Here is a 24,531-nt window from a genome sequence, read left to right as displayed (position 1 = left end):
GTGGCGTTTTAATCAAGTTTTCTGTTAAGACGGTCGTCACCCTGAATTTATTTCAGGGTCTTTCACGCTAAAAAGATGCTGAAATAAATTCAGCAGGACGATAAAGCGGGATTAGGCGTAAATAAGATATAATTTTCAGCAAATAATTATCGAACTCAGGTTATTAAGAAGTTCATAGCCGTATCTTTTCAATTTATTGAGACAATCTATTTGGGAATTGAAAAGCAAATCATTTCCATCGTCGTCTCTTACGTTTATTTCTTTAGGCCGTTTGAATTTTTGCCCATAATCTATCCTGGCAATATAGGTATCGCCACCATTATAAATCGGTTTTAATTCGATGTAATCTACCTTGATATCACTTAACTTAAAGCCATTTACATTCTGGGCTTTGGCACGCGACAGCCCGAAGCAGGCGACAAATGCCGCCGCAAGAATTAATTTTTTCATGTTGTGTTTCTTTTGTGTGTAATTCTAAATTACGAAGAATACATGAGTATGTATTAAATGAATTGTAACAAAACATCCATTATTAAATCTTAAACTAAAAAACATAATGAACTTTTTAGGCAATATTATCTGGATTATTTTTGGCGGTATCTTTATTTTCTTCGAATATATTATCGGTGGATTAATCCTTTGTCTAACCATTGTGGGCATTCCTTTTGGCATTCAATGTTTTAAATTTGCCATTGTAGGCCTCGCTCCTTTTGGCGTTAAAATAACCGACACTTCGTCAAACACGGGTTGCCTTTCTACCATCATGAACCTGATCTGGATTCTATGTGGTGGTTTCTGGATTGCGTTAACCCATTTGTTTTTTGGTATCCTGCTTTGCATTACCATTGTAGGTATCCCATTTGGGCGCCAGCATTTTAAGTTGATGAATTTGGCTTTTACACCTTTCGGAAAATCGATTTCTTGATTTGAGGTAAATCCCTCTATTTTTCGTCATTGCGAGGCACGAAGCAATCCTACAACAATCGCTATTAAGATTGCTTCGACTCGCTCATTTCCAGTCTCGCAATGACGATAGCTTTTTTTGAAAAGCGGGGTTCTGTGTTTATCGGGTCCGGAAGTCCCGCCATTCGCTATAGCCCTCATGATCCCGATGAAAAATCGGGACGGGCTGCCGCTACTGTCGGGTTTATTGAACTGTAGCCTGTTCCCATTAGCAAAAAACTTTGTACTTAGCCCCGATTGAATGGATGCCCACGATATTACATCGGGGCAGGAAGGAAAGCGGGACTGTCGAAACCGATGAGCACAACAATTGCGCTCCAAAAACTATTGTATCAATCCTATTGATTTAGAATGTTCAATCGCTTCCTCGCTATTATTAAATAAACACGCACTCACCCCTTTTTCCTCAACCTTTTTAAGCAGTTGTCTTGTTTCTACTTCTTTTTCAGGACGAATATTGCGAATGTATACCGCTTCGATATTTTTTGGATACTTCTCCACTATTGTAGAATAAATTTTTGGGTCCTGCTGCGAGTTATCACCAAAAAACACAAACTTCTGATTGGGAAAAGCGTCTAAAATTCGCATTACCCTCAATAATTTACCCTCATGCCCTGTTTTACCTGTTTTGACTAAATCTTTCCATCGTTTTAATGTATTTAAAAGAAAAGCACCGTCAGGCAACTTGTTAAACCTAAAAGTCTCGACCAAATAATCGTAAAGGTTCCATTCACTACTGCTCACATAAAAAAAAGGATTGGGCTGATTTGCTTCGGTATGCGACATAGCCAATTGCTGATAGTGACTGGCTGCATCAGGAAAGGTTTTGCGCGTATGCGGATTCTTGATAAACAGCTCTCTCAACCTCCTCCCAATAGTTGCCGAATGAGAAATCATCACGGTATCATCCACATCCGAAATAAAGGCATATTGCGTAATGTGCGGTACATATACCTTACCCTCACCTGCACTTAAAACTTTTCCGTTTTTATCAACAGCTTCTACTTTAACAAAGTGCCAGCCTGCAGGCACCTCATGTTCGGCTTTCCATTCGAATTTAAAAAAGCCATCCCCTTCGGTTTTATTGTAAATCGTCTGATCAAAAAATTGCAAACGCACCTCAACAAAAGCATAAGGTTTTAGGATGAAGAGCTTTAAAAGATGTGCGATATTAATAAACAAATTATTGCTGTAAACCTGCTGTGTTTTTGCCTTGCGTTTAAAAACGTGACCATAAACAACCAAATTGTGCGCATGGCCATAGCCATGATATACCTTAACACTAACAGATTTATTCATCAGTATTAAAACAGAGTTTATTAAAAGTTGTTTGTGATGTAAACCATAAGGTAACACATGAAATTATTATTCATCATCAACCCAGGCTCAGGCAGTCATGATATTAACTTGAAGAAAGTAATTTCTACCCATTTCGATGCAAAAAAAACGGAGATCGATCTTTTCGAATTACCAGAAGACTGCTCTTTAGAGCAGATAAAAGAAAGGATTAAAAGCGCGAAGGCAGATCGTGTGGTGGCCGTTGGTGGCGATGGCACCTTAAAACTTGTCGCCGAATGTCTGTTGCATACTGAAACCCCTATCGGGATTATCCCTGCTGGTTCTGCAAATGGAATGGCGAAAGAATTAGGTATACCAACTGATATTGCACTTGCTTTAGCCATTTTGGATGAAGGCCGTTTGCAAAAAATCCATGTGATTAAACTTAATAATGAAATCTGCATCCATTTATCCGATCTGGGCTTTAATGCCTCTCTGGTAAAGAAATTTGATACCCTGCCCCAGCGGGGGATGTGGGGTTATGCAAAGGCTACCTGGCATGCCTTATGGAACCACAGCAGAATGGACGTGCAATTGAAACTTAAAGATGAAACAATCACTTCTAAAGCGGCAATGGTGGCTATTGCGAATGCAACCATGTACGGTTCTGGGTTAAAGATAAATCCAGGTGGAAAACTGGACGATAATCTATTCGAAGTGGTTTTGGTAAAAGACTACTCATATCTTGAAATACTAAAAATATGGATCACCAAATTACCTTTCAACCCTAAAAAAATAGAAGTATTTCAAACCGCTGAGGTTAAGATTTCTTCGAAACATAAAGCACACTTTCAGGTTGATGGAGAATACATTGGCAGGGTGAATACCGTTGAAGCAAAAATTCTGCCTGCTGCCATAACGGTGGTTTTACCTAGTGTATCAGAATGATGAACGGTGAATTTTAATGGTAAAATACAATCTGAAAAATTCGGCGATAAAGCAGATGCGGAACAAAATATCAAACCACCGTTCGCCGAGGTTTAACGTTTCTGGCAAATAAGTAATAAAGCCAATAGAAAATATCCATACCACCAAACGGAATGGAAACTGAATATAATAGGTAATAAAGCCGAATTTCTTAAATAAGATTAAACCCGCTGCCGATACAAAAAGCGACACAAATAAGGGCAACAATAAAATAACCTTTGCCTGTGAAAGTATCTGATCGGGGATTTCGTTCAGGTGTGTTAAAATCTGCCAAAACTGTGTAGCCAATAATGCAATGCTGATGATATCCAATAAGGCAAAAAATCTGCTTGTGTTTTTCATTTACTTACAATATTTTGCTAAATAATCGTCAGCCATTTTACTCCCCATATATTTAACAAATAAAAAATCCTCACAGGCACCTTGTTTATCGCCCTGTTTTATTTTTTTTAGGGCCATTTTTATCCGGTCATCCAAGTATTCATCATCAATGCCCAACTGGTTTTTAATGGCAATAATCTGAACCTCTTGTCCGGGTTTTGCCTGGTCTATGTTTTTATAGAAATTAATTACAGAGTTGGTCAAACCTTCTTCAGCCAGATAAGTACGGATTGCTTCCTGAATGGCTTCGCTTGATTTCCCTTCACAATTATAGCCCGAAAGTTTAAAATTAACGGGTGCCACAATCGAAACTGTGGTATCGTAACCTGCCGGAACCTGCCATTTACCGCTGCTTAAACGCACCAAGCGCAGGGCTTCTTCATCCAGATCAGATAATATTCCTTTACTCACTTTAGAAAAATAAACCTTCCCTTGTGCATCAAGCTTAAAGCTCACATTTACCGTTCCTTGAATACAATTATCTTTAGAGAACTGCGGATAAATGGTATTCTCTCTCAGGAAGTTTACAAAACCACTTTTACCCGATTTAAACTGAACCTGGGCCATGGCCAATGAACAGCAGAAAAGCAAACAAAGAGTGAACAGGTTTTTCATTATACTAATTTACGGTTTATTCAGGTTTAACCACAAAGAACGCAAAGTTTTTCGCAGCGGAAAGAGGAGTTGTTTTGCCACGGAAGCACAGAAACACGGAAAAATTACGGCTAAACTTTGCGTCCTTTGCGCATTCCTTATTTTCTTTGCGGTTAAAAGAACGTAGCCTTCAAAATCAAATTCGGGTCGGGGCAGTTTGCCAGGTATTTTTCTCGTTCGCTAAATCTGCAAACCCCAGGATAATCGCCTTTTAATCCTTCCATATTTTCGATCAATTGAAAATGAAGGTGTGGCGGCCAGTAACCGTTCTCTTCTTTTAAACCTAATTCTGCGATTTTTGCGCCTGCCGGAATAAATTTACCTTCCTCCAGCCCAGTTAACGAAGCCAGACTTAAATGCCCGTATAACGCGTTAAACTTAAAACCATCAATTTCGTAAGCTAAGATGATTGTTGCGCCATAATCGCCAAAGTTGTTGTTGTTGGCAAAACTTTGAACGGTGGCATCGTAAAAATTATAGACTGGCGTTCCAGCTGCCCCCCAAATATCAACACCTAAATGCAACCTGCGGGCTTCTTCACCGGCATTAAAATGAGCACTTCGCGAATATATGCTACGATATTCGCCATAGCCACCAATCCCATAACGAGCATTATTATCAATTAATTTTCCATTTACCCAGGCAGAAAATAAATCGGTATTATCCAGCATTTCATCCGTTAACTGAGTATTTGCTGCTGTAAAGTCTAAAGATATAAGTTGATCGTGTTTTACATCAAAATCAACCACCTTGTGGATTAATGAAGCATTGCTTTGAATAATCTGCTCAAAAATTTGCATTTATAATCTACTTAAAAATATAAACGAGGTTATAAATATAATGAGATAAGGCACCTCCTATTACAAACAAGTGCCAAAGCTCATGACTGTGCATCCATTTAAACAGCTGTTTATCCTTTGCGTAATAATAAGTTCCGGCAATGTAAAAAATGCCACCAAACAGCAACCAGAAAATTGCACCAATAGGTAACGTACCTAGCATTTTCTGTAACAAAGGCACAATTAAGCAGCCCATTAAAATATAAATAGACAATGAGATAGCCATGCTTTTTAATCGGTTAAAGATTTTAAGCAGGCAACCTATAATAGCGATAACCCATACGATTGCGAACAAACTCCAACGTAACCAGTCATCAAAAACCAGCAAAGCAGTTGGTGTGTAAGAACCTGCTATCATTAGATAAATGCAGCAATGATCGAATTTTTGCCAAAAACGCACACCATAATCGGTAGCCGGATAACCATGATACATGGCACTTACACCAAAAAGGATAAAAGTGCCAATGCTATAAATCCAGGCAGCAGTATATTCAATAGGTGTATTGCATTTTTGGAGCAATATATAGCCAGCCGGAACTGCAATTAATGCCGGTATAAAATGAGTGAAGAAATTAACGGGTTCCCTTAGCTTCCTCACAAAGATTATTCGCTGTCTTCGTCCTTCTGTCTGGGTTCTTTTGCAATTTTATCGAAAAGATGATCCATACGCTCTACATACTCGTTCGTATCATCTACAAAGAAAGTAAGCTCTGGCACCACCCTAACCTGATGGCGGATTCTGCTTCCCAGTTTATACCTGATTTCGCCCGAATGTGCGTTAACTGTATTGATAGAAAGCGTGGTGTTATTGGTATTAAAAAAGCTCAGGTAAACTTTAGCTACTGCCAAATCTGGCGAAACCCGAACCCGGGTAATCGTTACCAATGTATTAGGCAAAAATGCAGCGCCTTCACGCTGAAAAACCTGTGCTAACTCCTCCTGTAATACTCCTGCAAATTTCTGCTGACGTTTACTTTCCATAATGTATTTATCTATCGCCTTTATGATGAAACCTCGCAGGTTTCAAAAACCTGCGAGGTTTATTTCTACATCCCAAAAACGGAATTTAATCTAATATAACAAATTACTATCATACGGGTATCTGGCCACGTGTGCAGCTTTAACCTTATCGTACAATAATGTTTTAAACTCTTCTAAGTTTTCTTTTTCTGTGGCTGATATAAACAATACAGGTACTTTATCGTGGCTCATCCAGCTTTTCTTAAAGTCTTCTAAAGTGAGCTTGCCATCATCCTCTTCATCGTCAACTTCAGGCGAAACATAAGCATCAATCTTATTAAAAACTAAAATCATGTCTTTATCAATCGCACCAATATCTTTCAACGTTTCGTTAACCGTATTAATCTGATCTTCGAAGTTAGGATGGGAAACATCAACCACGTGGATCAACAAATCGGCTTCACGTACTTCATCTAAAGTAGATTTAAAACATTCTACCAAATGGTGAGGCAGCTTGCGGATAAACCCAACAGTATCTGAAAGTAAAAACGGCAAATTCTCGATTACCACCTTACGAACTGTTGTATCTAAAGTTGCAAACAGTTTATTTTCTGCAAACACTTCCGATTTCGACAGCATATTCATGATGGTCGATTTACCAACGTTTGTATAACCAACCAAAGCAACCCGAATTAACTGACCACGGTTTTTACGCTGCGTTTCGTTTTGCCGATCTATATTTCTTAAACGCTCTTTTAACAAAGAGATTTTATTTAGAATAATACGTCTATCACTTTCAATCTGCGTTTCACCCGGACCACGCATCCCGATACCACCTTTCTGGCGCTCTAAGTGCGTCCACATACCGGTTAGGCGTGGCAAAACATATTGTAATTGCGCCAGTTCTACCTGTGTTTTTGCTTGTGCAGTTTGGGCCCTGTTGGCAAAAATATCGAGGATCAGATTGCTTCGATCTAACACCTTAACTCCAAGTTCACGATCGATGTTACGTAGTTGCGACGGCGATAATTCATCGTCGAAAACCACCACATCAATTTCTTCTGATTTTACATAAGCTTTTATCTCTTCCAGTTTTCCCGTACCCACAAATGTAGCACGCTCTGGTTTAAGCATCTTCTGTGTAAAAACCTTCTCTACCTTTCCCCCAGCTGTATCGACCAAAAAAGCCAGCTCATCTAAATATTCTTTTGTTTGGGTTTCTTTTTCACCAGGTGTAACCACTCCAACTAAAATTGCCCTTTCCTGCACTACGGCAGTATCATATGTTTTTTGTTTTCCCATGTAATTGAGGCAAATATACGAATTTGCGAACGTGTAAATCTTTTTAAGTCGCAAAGACTTCTGAAGTTTGCCTGTGCTTTGGCCTTTGAGACTTCGGAAGTCTGTTGATTATATCTGCCCTACAAATTCTTTTATCGCAACACCTGGATTATCGGTTTTCATAAAATTCTCGCCAATTAAAAATCCGTTAAAACCTGCGGTTTTTAATTCACGGATAGTTTGTGGATTACTGATCGCACTTTCTGAAATCTTTAAAAATTCATTCGGGATTTTATTTACCAAATCGAACGAAGTCTGGATATCTACCGTAAAATCGCCCAGGTTTCTGTTGTTTACACCAATGGCATCCAGATTCGGGCAGATGCTCCGCTCCAACTCTTCCAGGTTGTGCACTTCTAACAACACATTTAAACCTAAGTCTTTTGCAAACTTTCCAAAATCATTGATCTGCTGAGGGGTTAATATTGAGGCAATCAATAGAATAATATCAGCACCCCAGGCTTTTGCTTCCAGGATCTGATACTCATCGATCATAAAATCTTTTCTTAAGATCGGAATATTGTTTGCCGCTCTTGCTGCCAGAATATCGTCGGTTTTACCACCAAAGAAATCTACATCCGTTAATACCGAAAGCGCAGATGCACCCGCAGCATTATAAGCCTGCGTTACCTCAGCCACATCGGCAATGCCATTAATTAACCCTTTTGATGGCGAACGACGCTTAAACTCTGCAATAATACCGGTACGGTCTCCGGCCAATAGAAACTCCTTAAAAGAATAAGGCCTTCGGTTAAAATGTATCGAATTTTCTAAATCCTGAACAGAAACCAAAGCTTTTGCAGCGGCAACTTCTTCTTTTTTACGTAATACGATTTTATCTAATATAGACCCCCCACCCCCTAAAGGGGGCTTTTCAGCGCTATCGTTCATGCTACCTTTATAATTAAGTTAAATCTTATAGTTATTTTAATGAGTGTTAAATGCCTTTGGCTTTTGCTATTTTCAACTAGCCTTTAATTCCCACTTCAGGGGGCTAGGGGGTTGAGGTTAACCAGTTTTCCATCATCTGTTTCCCATACTCCGTTAGCACACTTTCTGGGTGAAACTGTACTCCGCGTACATCTAAAGTTTCATGCCTTAACGCCATAATTTCATTCTTATGATCTCTTGCTGTAATTTTTAAACACGAAGGGAAGTTCTCTTTACTCACCACCCAGCTATGGTAACGGCCAACATTTATGGTTTGCGGGCATTCCCAGAACAAAGGCTCATCGCCATCCACAACAGTTACCGGTGTAGCAATTCCGTGCATTGGCCTGCCTAGGTTCAATAAAGTGCCACCAAAAACTTCGGCTATGGCTTGCTGGCCCAAACATACGCCAAAGATACTCTTCGTTGGCGCATAAGTTTTAATTACATCCAATAACAAACCAGCTTCTTCCGGAATGCCAGGCCCAGGTGAAAGTAATATTTTATCATACTTATCTACATCGGCCAGATCGAATTTATCATTTCTCCAAACCTCTGCTTCATAACCAACTTCGTTAATTAAATGCACAAGATTGTAGGTAAAACTATCATAGTTATCAATTACTAAGACGGTTTTTTTATCTATATTTTCCATTTTATTTCCTGTTAACGGATTTTACTCCAAACTAAAAACTCTTCACTCCCAACTATATTCCCTCTGCCATTTGCACCGCTTTACGCAAAGCTGCAATTTTATTGTTCACCTCCTGCATTTCAGTTTCGGGAACAGAATCGGCTACAATACCTGCACCTGCACGGTAATGCAGTTCATTATTCTTGCTCATAAACGTCCTGATCAGGATGGCATGGTTAAAATCTTCATTAAAGCCCATAAAACCAATTGCACCGGCATAAAAATTCCTGCCCAATTTTTCATTTTCATCAATCAGCTGCATGGCTTTGTATTTTGGCGCACCACTTAAGGTACCTGCCGGATAGGTATCGGCAACTACTTTAAAAGCACTTACGTCTTCCTGCAAATGACCGCTCACTTTACTTACCAGGTGGATCAGGTGCGAATAATACTGTACTTCTTTAAAAGATTTTACCTCAACGCGGTTACAGTGTCTGCTTAAATCGTTTCTGGCCAAATCAACCAGCATTACATGTTCTGCGCTTTCTTTCGGGTCTTGTTCTAATTTACGGGCCTGTTCAGCATCTTCAATATCGTTTCCGCTGCGTTTAAATGTGCCTGCAATTGGGAAAATATTGGCCGAATTATTTTTGATGGTAATCTGTGCCTCTGGCGAAGAACCGAACAATTTAAAATTCCCATAATCAAAATAAAACAGATAAGGAGATGGGTTTATCGAACGCAGGCAACGGTATACATTAAATTCATCACCAGAAAATGCTTGTTTAAATGCTCTTGAAGGCACAATCTGGAAAACATCACCGCGGTAAATATGCTTTTGTAGTTTCTCTACCAGATCCATAAATCCCTGATCGGTTAGGTTTGAACTTTCCTCTCCACGAAGTTGAAACTTATATTCAGGGTAATTTTTATTTTGAATCAGGTATTCCATTTTTTCCAGTCCCCCCTCTTCTTCTCCTTCGAAAGTATTTTTGAAAAGGGTAATTTCATTTTTGAAGTGATCGATGGCGATAATATAACGGTACAAATGGTACTGCATTTCAGGGATTTCTTCGCCCTCAGGGGTTTCAGAGCTAAATTTTATATCTTCAAAATGTTGTACGGCATTCCAGGTAAAATAGCCAAACAGACCGCTCGAAATAAATTTGATTTCGGGTAATTCCGTTTCTCTGAATTTATCCTTAAAATCAGCAATTTCTTCAATCAGGTTTTTACTTTCGGTAATCTCTACAGCGCCATCAGGGAAATAAGTCTCCAATCGAGATCCCTTTAAAATAATTCCCGCTACCGGATCGGCACAAACAAAACTCATCGAGTTTTCTCTGCTGTGGTAATCAGAACTTTCTAACAGAATGCTATTGGGATACACATCACGTAAGCGTAAATAAATGCTCACTGGTGTTGTGGTATCGGCAAGCATTTTTTTGTAAGTCGTATTAATTTTATACATGATAAAGGTAAATGGTGTAAGCTATAGGGCTTAAGGTTTGCATTTCGTATTTTTTTAACAAATAAAAAGCCCGGCGTGTGGTTCTACGCCGGGCTTTAATGGTTCTTTAATAAGGTTTAGGTTGATAAACTATATTTAGTTCATACGCAGCCAGCGCAATTCGTTCGAATTACTTTGCCAAAGCCATGTATGTATATTGTTGATCATGAGCAACAAAAATATAAAGAATTTTGAAAAATGGAAATAATTATGAAAATAAATTTCAATTCAATTATCACAGATTCTTTTTAGGTAGAAAGTTTATTGAATAATTATTTCCACAATATTTATCCCTTAAGACTTAAGTAGACTTGTTTAAAAAAATAGAATATTGAAAGAGCGATCAAGCATAAAAGACCGATCATGCCCAACATAAAAATCTCTTTGGTAAAGTACAAGCCAATGTGTTGTACTTTTACGATGAATGAAAATCCTAATATTACAAGTTCAATAATAAAAAGGACTAAAATAATTTTTGATAACTTTTTCATATCTTTTTTTGATTTAAATTCCACTGTAACTGATTGTAGCAGACACATCATTATTTGGAAATGCAGTACCTGAAATAGTAACAGTCCAGCTCTTAGTATAGGTATATACTCCTCCGATACCATAACTTTCTGAATAAACTCCTTTAGTATTAAAATTTATTCTATCTTTTATGAAACCAACATTCCCGATTGTATGACTATAAGTCCAACTCCCAAAATTAGGCCCATTGTAATATAACATTGATGCAACATCAGTACCTATATTTGATGTGTCAATTCTTCTAAACGATACTGTAGCTGATTGAGGAAAATTATTCTCGCCCCAATATGCTGATTCTATGTCAATTTGATACGTGACTTCCGATTCTTGAAGAGAAGTTTGATTAACTATTAATTGATTTTGTTTTTTAATGGAGGCTTTTGTAGTTGAGTTAGAATTTTGAATAGCAATTTCTCTTTTTTCTGGATAATTTTTCAACTTGTCAACAGTTTCAAACTGAATTATGGTTGTGGAGAGATTAATGTTATTTTTCTTTAAATTGATTTTTTGCGCAATTTCTTGCATCTTCTCTTCAGAATGCGGAGTGCTAATTTCTTTTTTACAGCTAAATAACATTGTTAAGACCAATACTATTAAAATGTTTGAGTTGTTTCATAGAGCCTTTATTTAAATTTCAGCAGGCAATATAAAAATATTATTACATTCTTCGCAATTTATTTCGAATCATTTTTTTGCTTTAAACTACAAGAATGATAGTTGTAATCATACACCAGTTCCAAATTTATTTGTATCGCTTTGCAAAAAACCTTTGTGCGCTTTGCGGTTCACTACGAAACTCCAAAAAACGATCTACCCGGAACTTCTTTTACCATCAATAAAATGGTTACGATGATCAGAATCAATGCTAATCCAAAGAAAACTGAAATGGTACGGTGTTTTGCAACGGCATCAGCAACTTTTTTCGATTTAGCATTACCAACTGTAATTAAAATAATCGCGATGATCATCATACTGATGTGCTCCATTTTAAAATAACGTACCGCTGGTGCACCTGCACTGCTTAACTTATACCAGCCTTCGCTAAAATAAAGCACCAAACCAATTAACAATTGAATGTGCGCACTGATTAAAGTGAAAACATTTAGCTTTCTATCACCTTCTGTATAGGTTTTATTACCAAACCAACCAGATAAAGCCTTAACAACGGCAATAATTAGCAAAAGAAAAACCACATAGCGCCATCCAGAGTGGGCACTTTTTAAAATATCGTTCATATCAATAAATTTCTATGATTCAAAAATAGACATTAATTGTAAAAAATAGGATATTCAACAGATTGAACGCTTATTTATATTAGTTTTAAACAAATTAAACACTAAACTTATTATGAAGAAAATTTTACTTGCCATTGGGCTGGTATTTTCTACTACATTTCTGTTTGCACAGCAAACCTCCTTTCCTGTTAACGGTTCTTTTGACACCCGACCTGGAATGTTTGCTTTTACCAATGCAACAATAGTAGTTAATGCCAACCAGACCCTTACAAATGCCACACTTTTAATCAAAGGACAGACTATCCAAGGCGTTGGTGCCGGGTTAGCTGTACCTAAAGGTTATGTGGTCATCGACCTTAAAGGAAAATTTGTTTATCCATCCTTAATTGATGCCTTTACCAGTTACGGCCTTAGCGAAGCTCCTGCCCAACAGCGTGGTTTCGGCGGTCAGCGCCAATCTATTTTTGTATCTACCAAAAAAGGCGCTTATGGCTGGAACGAATCCATCCGACCAGAAACTTATGTGAAAAGCATTTTTTCTACCGACAGCAAAAAAGCAGATGAATTGCGTAAGGTGGGCTTTGGTAGTGTAAATGTAATTAACCGCGATGGTATAGCGCGTGGTGTTTCTGCCGCAGTAACTTTAAACGAAGGCGCAGATAACAGCGTATTCTTAAAAGATCAAACCGCAGCAAACTATTCGTTTAACAAGGGAACATCATCAAACGATTACCCGACTTCGTTAATGGGTTCTATTGCGTTATTGCGTCAAACCTATTACGATGCGCAATGGTATGGCAAACAAAAAGATGAGTATAATATCTCGCTCGATGAATTTGGCAAACAACAAACCCTGCCACAGCTATTTGAGGTAGATGGCTGGCAGAACATCTTGCGTGCTGATAAAATCGGAAAAGAATTTGGCAAGAAATACATCATTAAATCTACAGGTGATGAATACCAGCGCATTAACGAAGTTAAAGCTACCGGAGCTAGTTTAATTATTCCCGTAACTTTCCCTAAAGCTTATGATGTTGAAGATCCTGCAGAGGCCAGAAACGTCACTTTATCACAAATGAAAGGCTGGGAACTGGCACCAACCAATCCAGCCAGCTTGGAAAAAGCAGGGATTAAATTTGCACTAACTGCATTTGGCTTAGAAAACAGTCGCGATTTTTGGGCAAATATCCGCACGGCAATAGAAAACGGCTTAACAGAAAAACAGGCCCTACAATCGGTTACCGAAATCCCTGCCTCACTCTTGGGCATCGGCGATAAAGTTGGTTCCCTAGAAAAAGGAAAAGTAGCCAACTTTTTAATCTCCTCTGATAACCTGTTCAAAAACGGAAATATTATTTTCGAAAACTGGGTACAGGGCAAACGTTTCATTGTTAACAAAATGGATGTGAGCGATGTACGCGGCACATATAACTTAAACGTTGATGGTATCGGTGCTTTGATCCTAAAAATTACCGGAACAGGTGGCGGATCGACAGCTGCAATAGAAAGAGTTGGTGTAGATAGTGTGAAAACTACTGCAACCTTTACCAGAAATGGCGATTGGATAAGTATTAATTTCAACTTAAAGAAAAACCCGAAAGGTGATGTTCGTTTAAGCGGTTATATCACTTCGGCAAATCCGGTTACGATTAAAGGCGAATCGGCTCTGGCTGATGGCACTACGGGAAAATTTACAGCAACTTATAAAGAAGGCGCAAAAGAAACACCTAAAAAAGAAGAACCAAAAAGCACTTTGGCCATGGGTCCGGTAATTTACCCTTTCTCAGCTTTTGGGAGTACTGAACTGCCTAAACAAGAAACCGTTTTAATTAAAAACGGCACCGTTTGGACGAATGAAAAAGATGGAATCCTCCAAAATGCCGACGTACTTTTAGAAAACGGAAAAATTAAAGCGGTTGGCAAAAACCTTTCGGCAAGCGGCGCGAAAGTGATCGATGCTACCGGTAAACATGTAACCGCTGGTATTATTGATGAACACTCGCATATTGCAGGTGCAGGCGGTATTAACGAAGGTGCACAATCAGTTTCTGCTGAAGTACGCGTTGCCGACATCCTCAACTCAGAAGATATAAACATTTACCGCCAGCTGGCCGGTGGTGTAACCACTTCACAAATCCTGCACGGGTCTGCCAATCCAATCGGTGGCCAATCGCAATTGATTAAACTGCGCTGGGGCAAATCGCCTGAGGAACTGAAATTTGCAGGTGCCGATGGCTTCATTAAATTTGCTTTGGGCGAAAATGTGAAACAAAGTAATTTCGGCACAGGTGCCCGTTTCCCGGTTACACGCATGGGTGTTGAGCAAACTTTTGTGGATGAATTTACCCGTGCAAAAGAATATGAAAAAGCTTTATCTGTAAAAGGTAACAGCGTACGTAAAGATTTGGAATTAGATGCTATTGTTGAGATTTTGAACAACAAACGGTTCATTACCTGCCACTCTTATGTGCAGAGCGAGATTAATATGTTAATTCATGTGGCTGATAGCTTAGGATTCAAGATCAATACCTTTACACACATTTTAGAAGGTTACAAAGTGGCCGATAAAATGAAAGCGCACGGCATTGCAGGTTCTACCTTCTCCGATTGGTGGGCCTATAAAAACGAAGTGGCCGAAGCCATCCCTTACAACGGAAAAATTATGCACAATGTTGGCGTAACAACTGCTTTCAACTCTGATGATGCCGAAATGGCCCGCCACTTAAATCAGGAAGCTGGTAAATCGGTATTATACGGTAACGTTCCGGAAGAAGATGCGTTTAAGTTTGTAACCTTAAACCCGGCAAAGATGTTGCATATCGACGATAAAGTAGGCAGTTTAAAAGCGGGTAAAGATGCCGATGTGGTGATCTGGACCGCCAATCCACTTTCTATCTATGCCAGGGCAGAGAAAACTTTTGTAGATGGTGTTGCTTACTGGGATATAGAGAAAGATACTCAGGTAATCAAAGCTCAACAGACAGAAAAAGCACGCTTGATCCAAAAGATGTTAGAGAGCAAAAGCAAAGGTGGCCGTACACAACGCCCATTAGGCGATGCACCACGCCTGTACAATTGCGAAACTTTAGAAAACTATTCAGCAGAATTAACCGAGAAAGAACATGCACACTAACATGAAAACATATTTATTCAGTCTGGCTTTTTCGGCTTCGAGCCTGATGTGTTTTGCGCAGGCAAACCTATCGCCAGCTAAAAAACAAAGCAAAACCATCGCCATTACAGGTGCAACCGTGCATATTGGCAATGGAACAGTGATCGAAAACGGAACCATCCTTTTTGGCAACGGAAAAATTATCTCGGTTACCGCCAACGGACAGGTTCCACAGGATGATGTAATGCGCATTGTGGCTACAGGTAAACATATTTACCCAGGCATTATTGCCGCAACCACCAACCTGGGTTTAACCGAAATTGAAGCCGTAAAAGCAACATTGGATTTTCAGGAGATTGGCGATTTTAATTCGCATATCAGATCTATCGTTGCTTACAATACCGACTCGAAAGTTCCGGCCACCTTACGTAGCAATGGTGTGTTAATGGCACAGCCAACCCCACAAGGCGGTACAGTTTCTGGCAGTTCGTCAGTTGTGCAGCTCGATGCCTGGAATTGGGAAGATGCAGCCCTTAAAACAGACGATGCCATGCACATGACCTGGCCAGTTACGCCACGTTTTAGAGGCGGCTTCGGTGGTTTCGGCAGGCCACAACAATCGCAAGAAAGCTTAGCTGAAAGAACACAGGCTGCCATTGCACAGCTAACCTCTTTCTTTGCTGAGGCAAAAGCTTACTCTGAAATGGGCAAACCAGAAGTAATTAATACCCGTTTCGAGGCGATGAAAAAGGTATTCGCCGGTAACGAAAAATTGTTTATCGCGGCCGAAAGTCAGAAAGATATTGTTGCAGCCGTTAATTTCGCCAAGAAATTTGGCATCACCCCGGTAATTACAGGGGCAGATGAAGCTTACCTGATCATCGATTTCCTGAAAGAAAACAACATTACCTTAGTGGTGAAACAGCCCCATGCTTTACCCAACAACAATGATGACGATGTAAATATGCCTTACAAAAATGCTGCAGTATTAGCCAACGCAGGCCTAAATGTGGTATTGAGTATTGATGGTTACTGGCAACAGCGCAATCTGCCTTTTATGGCGGGTACGGTTACGGCCTGGGGCTTGGATAAAGAAAAAGCTTTATCAACCATTACCTTAAACGCTGCAAAAGCGATGGGCGTTGATAAAACCACAGGTAGTATTGAGACTGGCAAAGATGCTACTTTCTTTATTTCAGCTGGCGACGCTTTGGATATGCGCACCAACAAAGTGGAGCAGGCTTTTATTCAGGGCAGGGATATTAATCTTGATAATCTACACAAACAGTTGGATAAGAAATTCAGCGATAAATATATTGCTGAGAAGAAATAGTTTTTTAGAAGGTTAATTGTTTAAATCGGTTAACTGATTGTTAAAACCTAAAATGAGAGCGGCCGATATTGATTTATCGGCCGTTTTTTGTTTTAATAGATTACTTTATTTGTAGATCAGTAAAAAAATTTAGGTTAGTTATCTGTTTTTACCATTTAAGGAATGTAAGGACATATAAACTTAAATGCTCTTATATGTCTTAAATGGTTGATCGAAAATGCTGGTGTACGTGTTTGGTGACTATTGCTCTTGCGGTGGCAAAATGTAATTTGCAATTAGATGCTTAAAAAAAGATGGTAACATTTCCTTAACACTACCGCCTATTATCAATTTATCTAAAACATTTTATCTTAACATCAGCACTCAAAATGCCAACACACTAAACCTATTATTAATATTAAATCAGGATTCAGTTAACAGCACATTAACATCTTTGTCATCATAAAAATTAGAAAATTAATCATGATGAAAAATTTACTTATTGCAGTGTTGCTCCTGTTTTGCCTTGTCCAGAACCGGGCATTTGCACAAACAACCCAGGCATCAATTTCGGGTGTTATCACCGATCAACAAAAGAAACCTATTCCTGGAGTTTCGGTGCAGATCAGAAACAATTCAACAGGTTTCACCACTAAAACATCTACCAACGCCCAGGGCGAGTATACTTTTAAAGAGCTCCCATTGGGTGGCCCTTATTCGGTAAAAGCCATTTATGTAGGTTTTGGCGAGCAGATCAGAAATGGTTATATGTTAAACCTTGGCGATGTGGTTAGGGTAAACGTTGCCATGCAGGAAGCTTCGCAGGATTTAGACGCGGTACAGGTTGTGGCTTCGGGTTTGAGGAACAAAGTTCAAAACTTTGGCGCTTCTACAGAAATTTCGGCCAAAACAATGAACCAATTACCTGTAAACGGGCGTAATTTTTCTAACTTAATGGATTTATCTCCTTTAAGCCGCGGTGGAAATATTTCGGGGCAGTTAGGTTCTTCTACAAATTATACCATTGATGGAATGAATGCTAAAAACCCAACATCAGCTGGCAGTACGACGAGTCGTAGTGGTGCGCCATATTCAATTTCTATTGAGGCCGTTCGCGAGTTTAAGGTAGTAACCAATCAATACGATGTTACTTTAGGCAGAGCAGGTGGAGGTACCGTAACTGCAGTAACAAAGTCAGGCACAAATACAGTAAGCGGAAGCGCCTTTGGTTATGGCCGTGCAGATTGGTTAGCCAGCCGTTACGATATTAGAGGCGTAAAACGTGATAACGATTTCTCTACTTATCAATACGGTTTTACTTTAGGTGGCCCGATTATTAAAGATAAATTACATTATTTCGTTGGTTTAGATCATCAGAAAGATGCTCGCCCGTTAATTATTGCCGATGTTAATGGCCCGGCTGATGAAGCACGTTTCAAAATCACTAATAGTACTTTAGCACAGTTTTTGGATGTTGCCCGTACTAAATATGGCGTAGCAAATACACCTCAATATGGTTCTTTTGATAAAAAGCGCGGCTCGGATGCTGCATTTGCCCGTGTAGATTGGCAAATTAATGACAGAAATTTATTAACCATTCGTGATAATTACACAAACGATAGAAATCCGTTAGGTTTAGCAGATAACACCGCGATAAATTTCTATGAAAGTTATGGTAACGATAAAAATGTCGACAATAATTTATTGGCAACTTTACGTTCAACCATAAGCAGCAAAATCACTAACGAATTAAAAATACAACATTTATATACTTTCCAGGCAAGTACCCAAAATGATGAATTAACAGGTGCCATTCCAAGAGCAATTGTAGGAAATATAAAATCTGACCTTGCTGATGGTACAAAGGGTATCTCTACTGCAATACAAATTGGTGGCCACCGTTTCGGACAAGAAGGTTTTACCAATAATGTTTTTCAACTGGTAGATAATTTTTATTATAATACTGATAAAGTTAAATATACATTTGGTGTTGACGTGATGTATACCAATGCAAAATCTCTTTATGGTAGTGAAGTGAATGGCCGTTTCGAATACTCAACTTCTCAGATTCAAGACCCTGCTTTTCCAAATGACCCTACAAAAAAGATCGAAGTCCCAGCAATTACAAACTTTAATAACCTTGCTCCAAACAGATTTTACCGTGAAGTACCTTTGGTTGCAGACCCAACTGTTAAAGCCGGCATTTGGAACGCCGCTATTTACGGCCAAATGCAGACTAAATTGGCAAAAGGCTTAGATTTTATAGGTGGTTTACGCATTGATTACAGCACTTATCCAAAATCGCCACTAAATCAGCAATTATTTGATGCTATTGGCGTGAGAACAGACCATGAGTTAAAACAGTTTTTAATTCAGCCGAGAATTCAATTTAACTGGGATATTAATGAAAACCGAACAGACTTTGTTCGTTTCGGAGCAGGTATTTTCGGCTCGGATGTTAACAATTATGTAACCATTAATAACTTAACCTTTGATGGTAAACATTTAGCAACAGTTGATGTTTTTGGCAAAGATGTACCAACACCAGATTTTATAGGTTATAGAAATGGTACTGTTGCTACACCTTCATTAAGTGCTTTACAGGTACCAACTATCAATACTTACGCAGAAGATGCAAAAATACCAGTGGTTTATAAAGCCAACTTATCATACAGTAAATTAATTACCGATAAATTTAAGGTTGGAATTACGGGTTACGCAACATTAGGACGTAACAACTACATGTATGTTGACAAAAATATGGCGGCAAATCCATTCTTTACCCTTCCTAATGAAGGTAACCGTGGTGTATTTGTACCAACGTCAAGTATAACAGCAAGTAATGGCGTTGCCGATTGGAAAGGCGGTCGTTTAACTAATCAGTTTGGCCGTGTGTTAGAATTAAATAGTAAAGGTAAAGTAAATCAATTCGCTATAGTTATAGATGCAACCTGGAATTATTTCAAAGATGGAGAAATCTCTGCAAGTTATACTTATAACGACACAAAAGATAATACATCATATAACGGCAACGTGGCAAACTCTGCTACTTTATCTCTACCTGTTAAAGATGATCCTAGAGATTTGAGCAAAATGTCTTATTCAGATAATCAATTCCGCAATAAGGTTGTTATTTATGGAACATCACCAAGTTTTTATGGCTTTAGATTAGGCGTTCGTTACTCTGGTATTGGTGGAACACGATATAGCTTATTGGCTGGCGGCAATATTAATGGAGATTTTGTGGCTACAAATGATTTAGCTTTTGTATTCGATAGAAACAATCAAAATATTCCTGCAAATATCCGAACAGGTTTACAGACATTATTGGATAATCCAGATGCAAGCCAAAGTTTAAAAGATTATATTAATAAATATTCTGGTCAGATAGCAGAGCGAAATGGTGGCGTGAATGACTTTTTTGGTATTGTTGATTTAAAATTAAGTTATCAACTACAATTAAATAAAAAGCACAGTATTGAATTCTCTGGAGATGTGTTTAATTTTGCAAACCTACTTAACAAAAAATGGGGTGTAAATGAAACTTTGGGCAACCAGGCTTTATACGCTGTTAGTGCATTCGATGCTACAAACAAAGCTTATACTTATCGTGTAAATAATACCGGCATTGTTACGCCATCAGGTAACCCTTGGCAGATACAAATTGGTTTACGTTACGGATTTTAACAAACGTTTAGCTATTTTCTTAGCTTAAAGTCATAAAAAAAGGGAATGGATTTTTATCCGTTCCCTTTTTTTATGTTTGCAATGACAAACAGCAAAACTTAATGGGATTATTACTTAACTACCTGAAACACCACAAGTGGATAGTGGCTTTGGCGTTATTGCTAGCAGGCATAAATATTGGTTTTTCACTTTTAGATCCATACATCACCGGTCGCATTTTAGACCGCTTTATCAATAAAAAAGATTCGCTAACCTATAACCAATACCTTTGGGGTTCGCTGGGTTTAATCGGGCTGGCTATTGGTGCAGCCATGGTTTCGCGTATCGCTAAAAACTTTCAGGATTATTTCACCAGTGTGATTGTTCAAAAAGTTGGCGCAAAAATGTATGCTGATGGTTTGCAACATTCTCTAAAACTGCCTTATCAGGTTTTCGAAGATCAACGTAGCGGAGAAACCCTGGGTATTTTACAAAAAGTACGTTTAGATTCGGAGAAGTTTATCACCGCCTTTATCAGTATCCTTTTTGTAAGTCTAATCGGAATGATTTTCGTTATCGTGTATTCGGTTTCGGTAAGCTACAAAGTTACCTTAGTTTATTTTTCGGCTATTCCGATCATCAGTTTCGTAAGCTGGTTTTTAAGTCGCAAAATTAAAACCATCCAACGCTCTATCGTTGGCGAAACCACTGCTTTGGCAGGCTCTACTACAGAATCGTTAAGAAACATCGAACTGGTTAAGAGTTTAGGTTTGGCCGACCAGGAAATTGACCGGCTGAATAAAACCACTTACAAAATTTTGGGCTTAGAACTTAAAAAAGTGAAATATGTGCGCAGTATGAGTTTTGTTCAGGGCACAACCGTTAACCTGGTCCGCAGTACAATGGTACTGGTTTTACTGCTCCTTATTTTCGACAATACGATTTCTGCCGGACAGTATTTCTCATTCCTTTTTTACTCGTTCTTCCTTTTCGGACCGCTACAAGAACTGGGCAATGTGATTTTAACCTGGCGTGAGGCTGAAGTTTCGTTAGGCAACTTTAAAAAGATTTTAAGTACACCGATTGATAAAAAACCTGAGAATCCAACTTCTATAGCAAAAATTAAGGATTTAACCTTTAGCAATGTGGGTTTCAAACACCTAACAGCCAATAGAAATGCTTTAGATAATATCTCGTTTAAAACCCATCACGGGCAAACCATTGCATTTGTTGGTCCATCGGGTTCTGGAAAAAGCACACTGGTGAAACTATTGGTGGGTTTATATCCGGCAAAAGATGGTGAGATTTTATACAATGGTATTCTGAGTAACGATATCGATCTTGATGCCTTACGCGAGAAAATCGGTTTCGTAACGCAAGACACGCAATTGTTCTCTGGTACAATAAGAGAAAACCTGTTATTTGTTAACCCCAACGCCACTGATGAGGAGTGTTATAAAGTATTAAACCAGGCTGCCTGTCAAACACTTTTGGCCCGTGCCGATAAAGGACTTGACTCGTTAATTGGCGAGGGTGGCGTTAAAGTCTCGGGAGGAGAAAAACAACGTTTATCTATTGCAAGAGCACTGCTCCGTCAGCCAGATATTTTGGTTTTTGATGAGGCCACTTCTTCGCTAGATTCGATTACGGAAGAAGAGATTACCAAAACCATTCGCTCGGTTTCAGATTTAACCGATCACATTACCATTTTGATTGCCCACCGTTTATCAACGATAAAACATGCTGATAAAATTTATGTTTTAGAGAAAGGCCACATTATTGAGCAAGGAAGACATGAAGAACTAATTGCACAAAATGGTTTATATCAAGCCATGTGGCGCCAACAAATTGGAGAAAGAGTTGTTGAAGCTTAAGGAACAATATCTTTATTATGTTACTAGCACAAGTAGAAAGCAACCAGATCGCAATTATCATTATTATAGTGGCCATACTTTGGCTGGCCTTAATATTAACCGCATTATACCATATATCGAGAAACAACAGCATTGGTTTCTCGGTAAAGGTACTCTGGTTTATCATTATCCTCCTCGCCCCTTTTATAGGTTCCATTATCTATTTGATCTGGGGTAAGAATAAGACGTTTTAATTTTCGCCATGGTCCGTGTCCTCACGGACCATTTTTGTTTTTCACCACCAAGAAACAAAGGCACAATAAATAGTTAATTTATTATTGAATTCTAAAGTTGTCAACTTTCTAGCAAAAGGCTATTAAAGTTGACAACTCTATCGCCATGGTTCGTGTCCTCACGAACCATTTCTATTTTATCAAAAAATTAAATTGCTTTTAGTTTAATGCATTTTTTTGGAAAACAATTCCAGTAGTTCTTCGTTTGTTCCTACTGCCGATAACTGTTGATTAAAAAAATGCGCTCTATCGGCATCCGTGCCATCGGGTTTAGATGGCCAGGGCAAACGTATAACTGACATTTTTTACCGCTATGGGTTTGCATGAGGGATAGCAGTGGAAATCCTTTTTTGATTTTTCTTCAAAAAAGATTGTAACGGATAGCCCGACCCTTGCGCAGCTTGGGGCATGCCCAAATTATTTGCGATAAAATATTCTCTTTAACGCCATGGTTCGTGTCCCCACGAACCATTTTTTGTATTTCATCACCAAGACGCGAAGGCACAATAGTACTTAATTATCATTGAATTTCAGAGTTGTCAACTTTCCAGCAAAAGGCTATTAAGTTGATAACTCTTTTAGTAACTAAGCAACCTTGCTGGTTTGTTCGTTAATATCCTGCAAACTCAGTTTCGTTAAAGATTTCGTTTTTAACCATGTAATTCCAGCGATTGCCAATGTCATCGTTCCACCAAAAACTACCGATGGGATAGTACGCATTAACTTTGCGGTAAGGCCCGATTCGAAAGCTCCGATTTCGTTTGACGACCCAATAAACATGCTGTTTACTGCCGATACACGTCCGCGCATTTCGTCGGGTGTTAACAATTGCATAATGGTTAATCTGATGATTACACTAACGCTATCAAAAGAGCCTTCCAAAAAGAGAAAGAAGAGCGTTAAGTAGAAATTTTTAGATAAACTCCAGCAGATGATACTTAAGCCAAAACCGGTTACGGCGATCAATAAATTTCGCCATGGTTTGTTCATCGGCGAAAAACGCGTCATAGCAAGCATGGTAAAAACAGATCCTGCAGAAACAGCGGCCCGCATAAAGCCTAAACCCTCTGGTCCAACTTTTAATATATCATTTGCAAACACGGGCAATATGGCTACCGCACCACCAAAAAACACCGAAAACAGATCCAAACTCATTGCCCAAACCATCATTTTGGTTTTAAACACAAAATTTATTCCTTTAAGCAAACTCTCTTTAATATTTTCTTTGGGCACAAACTGCGGAGGGTGTACTTTTAAAAAGAAAATACAGATAAGGGCTATAAATACAAAAGAAATAATTACGATATAAGTTATTGTAATACCGAAGAAACCATAAGTTATTCCTCCTATTGCCGGCCCTAAAATAGAAGCCATCTGCCAGTTCGAACTGCTCCAGGCACTTGCATTTGGATAAAGGTTTTTTGGCAAAATCTGAGCCATTAAAGAGAATGTAGCCGGACCGAAAAACCCTCTTGATATCCCCATCCCAAATACGAGTACATACATAATTAAGGCAATTAGATTAACCTTAAAATTAAACAGGGTAAAAATAATATCGAACTGCCCAAGGTTAAACTGCGGTAATGTTACCAGCAGCATAATGAGGGTACAAAGAAATACGCCTCCAAATACTTTGAGCAATAAGCCCCTTTTTTCGCTCTTATCTGCAACATAACCTCCGTATAATGCAATCCCTATAGCAGGAATAGCCTCACACAGGCCTACAAACCCTAAGACCAATGGATCTTTTGTTACATGATAAATATAAATCCCAAGCACTACTGCCTGCATTTGATAGGCAAGTGTGAAGAAAAAACGCATGCCTAAATAAGAGCGGAACTCCCTAAAGCGCAATGCGGCGTAAGGATCTGGTTTTGTAATAACCGAATTGAGGTCTGAATCTGTCACAGAAAAAAGTTTATTTGCAAAACTACGCTTTGAAAATTAAATACGGGAATGGCCAAAGGCTTAAGCTTATCTGTTTTTTCTATTGAAAAGTAAAAATATCCGATCGGCCAGCTCCAGATATTATTGCATAAAAAACCCGATGAA

At 38.8% G+C, this 24,531-nt stretch carries 23 protein-coding genes; 7 read left to right on the top strand and 16 right to left on the bottom strand.

The window, feature by feature from the left end; genetic code table 11:
* Positions 1-135: 135 nt before the first annotated feature.
* Positions 136-450 carry a hypothetical protein gene (locus tag AW17_RS02605; protein WP_029274541.1) on the bottom strand — a complete coding sequence of 105 codons (315 nt, stop codon included), beginning with the start codon at positions 448-450 and terminating at the stop codon, positions 136-138.
* Positions 451-556: 106 nt separating this feature from the next.
* On the opposite strand from AW17_RS02605, the gene AW17_RS02600 reads away from it, so the two are divergent.
* Complete coding sequence (locus AW17_RS02600; protein WP_029274540.1) at positions 557-925, top strand: YccF domain-containing protein; 369 nt, start codon at positions 557-559, stop codon at positions 923-925.
* A 362-nt stretch (positions 926-1,287) separates the two neighbouring features.
* Here the strand turns inward: AW17_RS02600 and AW17_RS02595 are convergent, their stop codons facing one another.
* Positions 1,288-2,262 carry an App1 family protein phosphatidate phosphatase gene (locus AW17_RS02595; RefSeq protein ID WP_029274539.1) on the bottom strand — a complete coding sequence of 325 codons (975 nt, stop codon included), beginning with the start codon at positions 2,260-2,262 and terminating at the stop codon, positions 1,288-1,290.
* 57 nt (positions 2,263-2,319) lie between these two features.
* Here AW17_RS02595 and AW17_RS02590 point away from each other — a divergent pair, with 57 nt between their 5' ends.
* Positions 2,320-3,189: a diacylglycerol/lipid kinase family protein gene (locus tag AW17_RS02590; RefSeq protein ID WP_029274538.1), complete on the top strand. Its 870-nt coding sequence runs from the start codon at positions 2,320-2,322 to the stop codon at positions 3,187-3,189.
* Here AW17_RS02590 and AW17_RS02585 read toward each other — a convergent pair.
* From AW17_RS02585 to AW17_RS02535, 12 genes are all read right to left on the bottom strand, one after another.
* Complete coding sequence (locus tag AW17_RS02585) at positions 3,181-3,570, bottom strand: hypothetical protein (RefSeq protein WP_029274537.1); 390 nt, start codon at positions 3,568-3,570, stop codon at positions 3,181-3,183. The two genes, AW17_RS02590 and AW17_RS02585, sit on opposite strands and share 9 nt — an antisense overlap.
* Positions 3,571-4,224 (bottom strand): energy transducer TonB, encoded by a 654-nt coding sequence (locus AW17_RS02580; RefSeq protein WP_029274536.1) that lies wholly within the window; start codon positions 4,222-4,224, stop codon positions 3,571-3,573. It abuts the gene before it with no gap.
* 152 nt (positions 4,225-4,376) lie between these two features.
* Positions 4,377-5,063, bottom strand: coding sequence for a peptidoglycan DD-metalloendopeptidase family protein (locus tag AW17_RS02575; protein WP_029274535.1), 687 nt, complete (start codon positions 5,061-5,063; stop codon positions 4,377-4,379).
* Between the two features lie 7 nt (positions 5,064-5,070).
* Positions 5,071-5,700, bottom strand: coding sequence for a PAQR family membrane homeostasis protein TrhA (trhA, locus tag AW17_RS02570; RefSeq protein ID WP_167343637.1), 630 nt, complete (start codon positions 5,698-5,700; stop codon positions 5,071-5,073).
* Between the two features lie 5 nt (positions 5,701-5,705).
* Entirely contained in the window at positions 5,706-6,083 is a 378-nt protein-coding gene (gene rbfA, locus AW17_RS02565; RefSeq protein WP_029274533.1) for a 30S ribosome-binding factor RbfA, read from the bottom strand.
* 90 nt (positions 6,084-6,173) lie between these two features.
* A complete protein-coding gene (gene hflX, locus AW17_RS02560; RefSeq protein WP_029274532.1) occupies positions 6,174-7,364 on the bottom strand; it encodes a GTPase HflX in 1,191 nt (396 codons plus the stop codon).
* Between the two features lie 108 nt (positions 7,365-7,472).
* Positions 7,473-8,294: an indole-3-glycerol phosphate synthase TrpC gene (trpC, locus tag AW17_RS02555; protein ID WP_051691590.1), complete on the bottom strand. Its 822-nt coding sequence runs from the start codon at positions 8,292-8,294 to the stop codon at positions 7,473-7,475.
* A 103-nt stretch (positions 8,295-8,397) separates the two neighbouring features.
* Complete coding sequence (locus AW17_RS02550) at positions 8,398-8,988, bottom strand: anthranilate synthase component II (RefSeq protein WP_029274530.1); 591 nt, start codon at positions 8,986-8,988, stop codon at positions 8,398-8,400.
* A 52-nt stretch (positions 8,989-9,040) separates the two neighbouring features.
* Entirely contained in the window at positions 9,041-10,438 is a 1,398-nt protein-coding gene (locus AW17_RS02545) for an anthranilate synthase component I family protein (RefSeq protein WP_029274529.1), read from the bottom strand.
* 326 nt (positions 10,439-10,764) lie between these two features.
* Positions 10,765-10,968 carry a hypothetical protein gene (locus AW17_RS24015; protein ID WP_157280185.1) on the bottom strand — a complete coding sequence of 68 codons (204 nt, stop codon included), beginning with the start codon at positions 10,966-10,968 and terminating at the stop codon, positions 10,765-10,767.
* A gap of 13 nt (positions 10,969-10,981) precedes the next feature.
* Positions 10,982-11,584, bottom strand: a complete 603-nt coding sequence (locus AW17_RS02540; RefSeq protein WP_029274528.1) for a hypothetical protein — start codon at positions 11,582-11,584, stop codon at positions 10,982-10,984.
* Between the two features lie 212 nt (positions 11,585-11,796).
* On the bottom strand, positions 11,797-12,243 hold the full coding sequence (locus tag AW17_RS02535) for a hypothetical protein (RefSeq protein WP_029274527.1): 447 nt from the start codon (positions 12,241-12,243) through the stop codon (positions 11,797-11,799).
* A gap of 112 nt (positions 12,244-12,355) precedes the next feature.
* Between AW17_RS02535 and AW17_RS02530 the strand changes: the two genes are divergently transcribed.
* The 5 genes from AW17_RS02530 to AW17_RS02510 all read left to right on the top strand — a co-directional run bounded on the left by AW17_RS02530 (position 12,356) and on the right by AW17_RS02510 (position 22,440).
* Positions 12,356-15,376 (top strand): amidohydrolase family protein, encoded by a 3,021-nt coding sequence (locus AW17_RS02530; protein WP_029274526.1) that lies wholly within the window; start codon positions 12,356-12,358, stop codon positions 15,374-15,376.
* 1 nt (position 15,377) lies between these two features.
* The gene (locus tag AW17_RS02525) at positions 15,378-16,688 is read left to right on the top strand and encodes an amidohydrolase family protein (RefSeq protein ID WP_029274525.1); all 1,311 of its coding nucleotides are present in this window, start codon (positions 15,378-15,380) and stop codon (positions 16,686-16,688) included.
* 465 nt (positions 16,689-17,153) lie between these two features.
* On the top strand, positions 17,154-20,354 hold the full coding sequence (locus AW17_RS02520) for a TonB-dependent receptor (RefSeq protein WP_209444187.1): 3,201 nt from the start codon (positions 17,154-17,156) through the stop codon (positions 20,352-20,354).
* Between the two features lie 101 nt (positions 20,355-20,455).
* Positions 20,456-22,207: an ABC transporter ATP-binding protein gene (locus tag AW17_RS02515; RefSeq protein WP_029274523.1), complete on the top strand. Its 1,752-nt coding sequence runs from the start codon at positions 20,456-20,458 to the stop codon at positions 22,205-22,207.
* 17 nt (positions 22,208-22,224) lie between these two features.
* The gene (locus AW17_RS02510; RefSeq protein WP_029274522.1) at positions 22,225-22,440 is read left to right on the top strand and encodes a PLDc N-terminal domain-containing protein; all 216 of its coding nucleotides are present in this window, start codon (positions 22,225-22,227) and stop codon (positions 22,438-22,440) included.
* Between the two features lie 203 nt (positions 22,441-22,643).
* Here AW17_RS02510 and AW17_RS24010 read toward each other — a convergent pair whose 3' ends face one another.
* Complete coding sequence (locus AW17_RS24010) at positions 22,644-22,781, bottom strand: hypothetical protein (protein WP_157280184.1); 138 nt, start codon at positions 22,779-22,781, stop codon at positions 22,644-22,646.
* Between the two features lie 283 nt (positions 22,782-23,064).
* The gene (locus AW17_RS02505; RefSeq protein ID WP_029274521.1) at positions 23,065-24,387 is read right to left on the bottom strand and encodes an MFS transporter; all 1,323 of its coding nucleotides are present in this window, start codon (positions 24,385-24,387) and stop codon (positions 23,065-23,067) included.
* Positions 24,388-24,531: the final 144 nt, after the last annotated feature.

This window comes from Pedobacter borealis DSM 19626 (assembly GCF_000708285.2).
In the GTDB taxonomy this organism is placed as follows: domain Bacteria; phylum Bacteroidota; class Bacteroidia; order Sphingobacteriales; family Sphingobacteriaceae; genus Pedobacter; species Pedobacter borealis.
This window is presented reverse-complemented; position numbering and strand designations above follow the sequence as displayed.

Coding starts and splice junctions, on each gene's coding strand:
- AW17_RS02600 (WP_029274540.1), top strand. CDS start 557: ATGAACTTTTTAGGCAATATTATCTGGATTATTTTTGGCGGTATCTTT.
- AW17_RS02580 (WP_029274536.1), bottom strand. CDS start 4,224: ATGAAAAACCTGTTCACTCTTTGTTTGCTTTTCTGCTGTTCATTGGCC.
- AW17_RS02585 (WP_029274537.1), bottom strand. CDS start 3,570: ATGAAAAACACAAGCAGATTTTTTGCCTTATTGGATATCATCAGCATT.
- AW17_RS02590 (WP_029274538.1), top strand. CDS start 2,320: ATGAAATTATTATTCATCATCAACCCAGGCTCAGGCAGTCATGATATT.
- trpC (WP_051691590.1), bottom strand. CDS start 8,294: ATGAACGATAGCGCTGAAAAGCCCCCTTTAGGGGGTGGGGGGTCTATA.
- AW17_RS02520 (WP_209444187.1), top strand. CDS start 17,154: ATGAAAAATTTACTTATTGCAGTGTTGCTCCTGTTTTGCCTTGTCCAG.
- AW17_RS02595 (WP_029274539.1), bottom strand. CDS start 2,262: ATGAATAAATCTGTTAGTGTTAAGGTATATCATGGCTATGGCCATGCG.
- AW17_RS02535 (WP_029274527.1), bottom strand. CDS start 12,243: ATGAACGATATTTTAAAAAGTGCCCACTCTGGATGGCGCTATGTGGTT.
- AW17_RS02605 (WP_029274541.1), bottom strand. CDS start 450: ATGAAAAAATTAATTCTTGCGGCGGCATTTGTCGCCTGCTTCGGGCTG.
- AW17_RS02525 (WP_029274525.1), top strand. CDS start 15,378: ATGAAAACATATTTATTCAGTCTGGCTTTTTCGGCTTCGAGCCTGATG.
- AW17_RS02540 (WP_029274528.1), bottom strand. CDS start 11,584: ATGTTATTTAGCTGTAAAAAAGAAATTAGCACTCCGCATTCTGAAGAG.
- AW17_RS02515 (WP_029274523.1), top strand. CDS start 20,456: ATGGGATTATTACTTAACTACCTGAAACACCACAAGTGGATAGTGGCT.
- AW17_RS02530 (WP_029274526.1), top strand. CDS start 12,356: ATGAAGAAAATTTTACTTGCCATTGGGCTGGTATTTTCTACTACATTT.
- AW17_RS24015 (WP_157280185.1), bottom strand. CDS start 10,968: ATGAAAAAGTTATCAAAAATTATTTTAGTCCTTTTTATTATTGAACTT.
- AW17_RS24010 (WP_157280184.1), bottom strand. CDS start 22,781: ATGTCAGTTATACGTTTGCCCTGGCCATCTAAACCCGATGGCACGGAT.
- AW17_RS02575 (WP_029274535.1), bottom strand. CDS start 5,063: ATGCAAATTTTTGAGCAGATTATTCAAAGCAATGCTTCATTAATCCAC.
- rbfA (WP_029274533.1), bottom strand. CDS start 6,083: ATGGAAAGTAAACGTCAGCAGAAATTTGCAGGAGTATTACAGGAGGAG.
- AW17_RS02510 (WP_029274522.1), top strand. CDS start 22,225: ATGTTACTAGCACAAGTAGAAAGCAACCAGATCGCAATTATCATTATT.
- hflX (WP_029274532.1), bottom strand. CDS start 7,364: ATGGGAAAACAAAAAACATATGATACTGCCGTAGTGCAGGAAAGGGCA.
- AW17_RS02550 (WP_029274530.1), bottom strand. CDS start 8,988: ATGGAAAATATAGATAAAAAAACCGTCTTAGTAATTGATAACTATGAT.
- AW17_RS02545 (WP_029274529.1), bottom strand. CDS start 10,438: ATGTATAAAATTAATACGACTTACAAAAAAATGCTTGCCGATACCACA.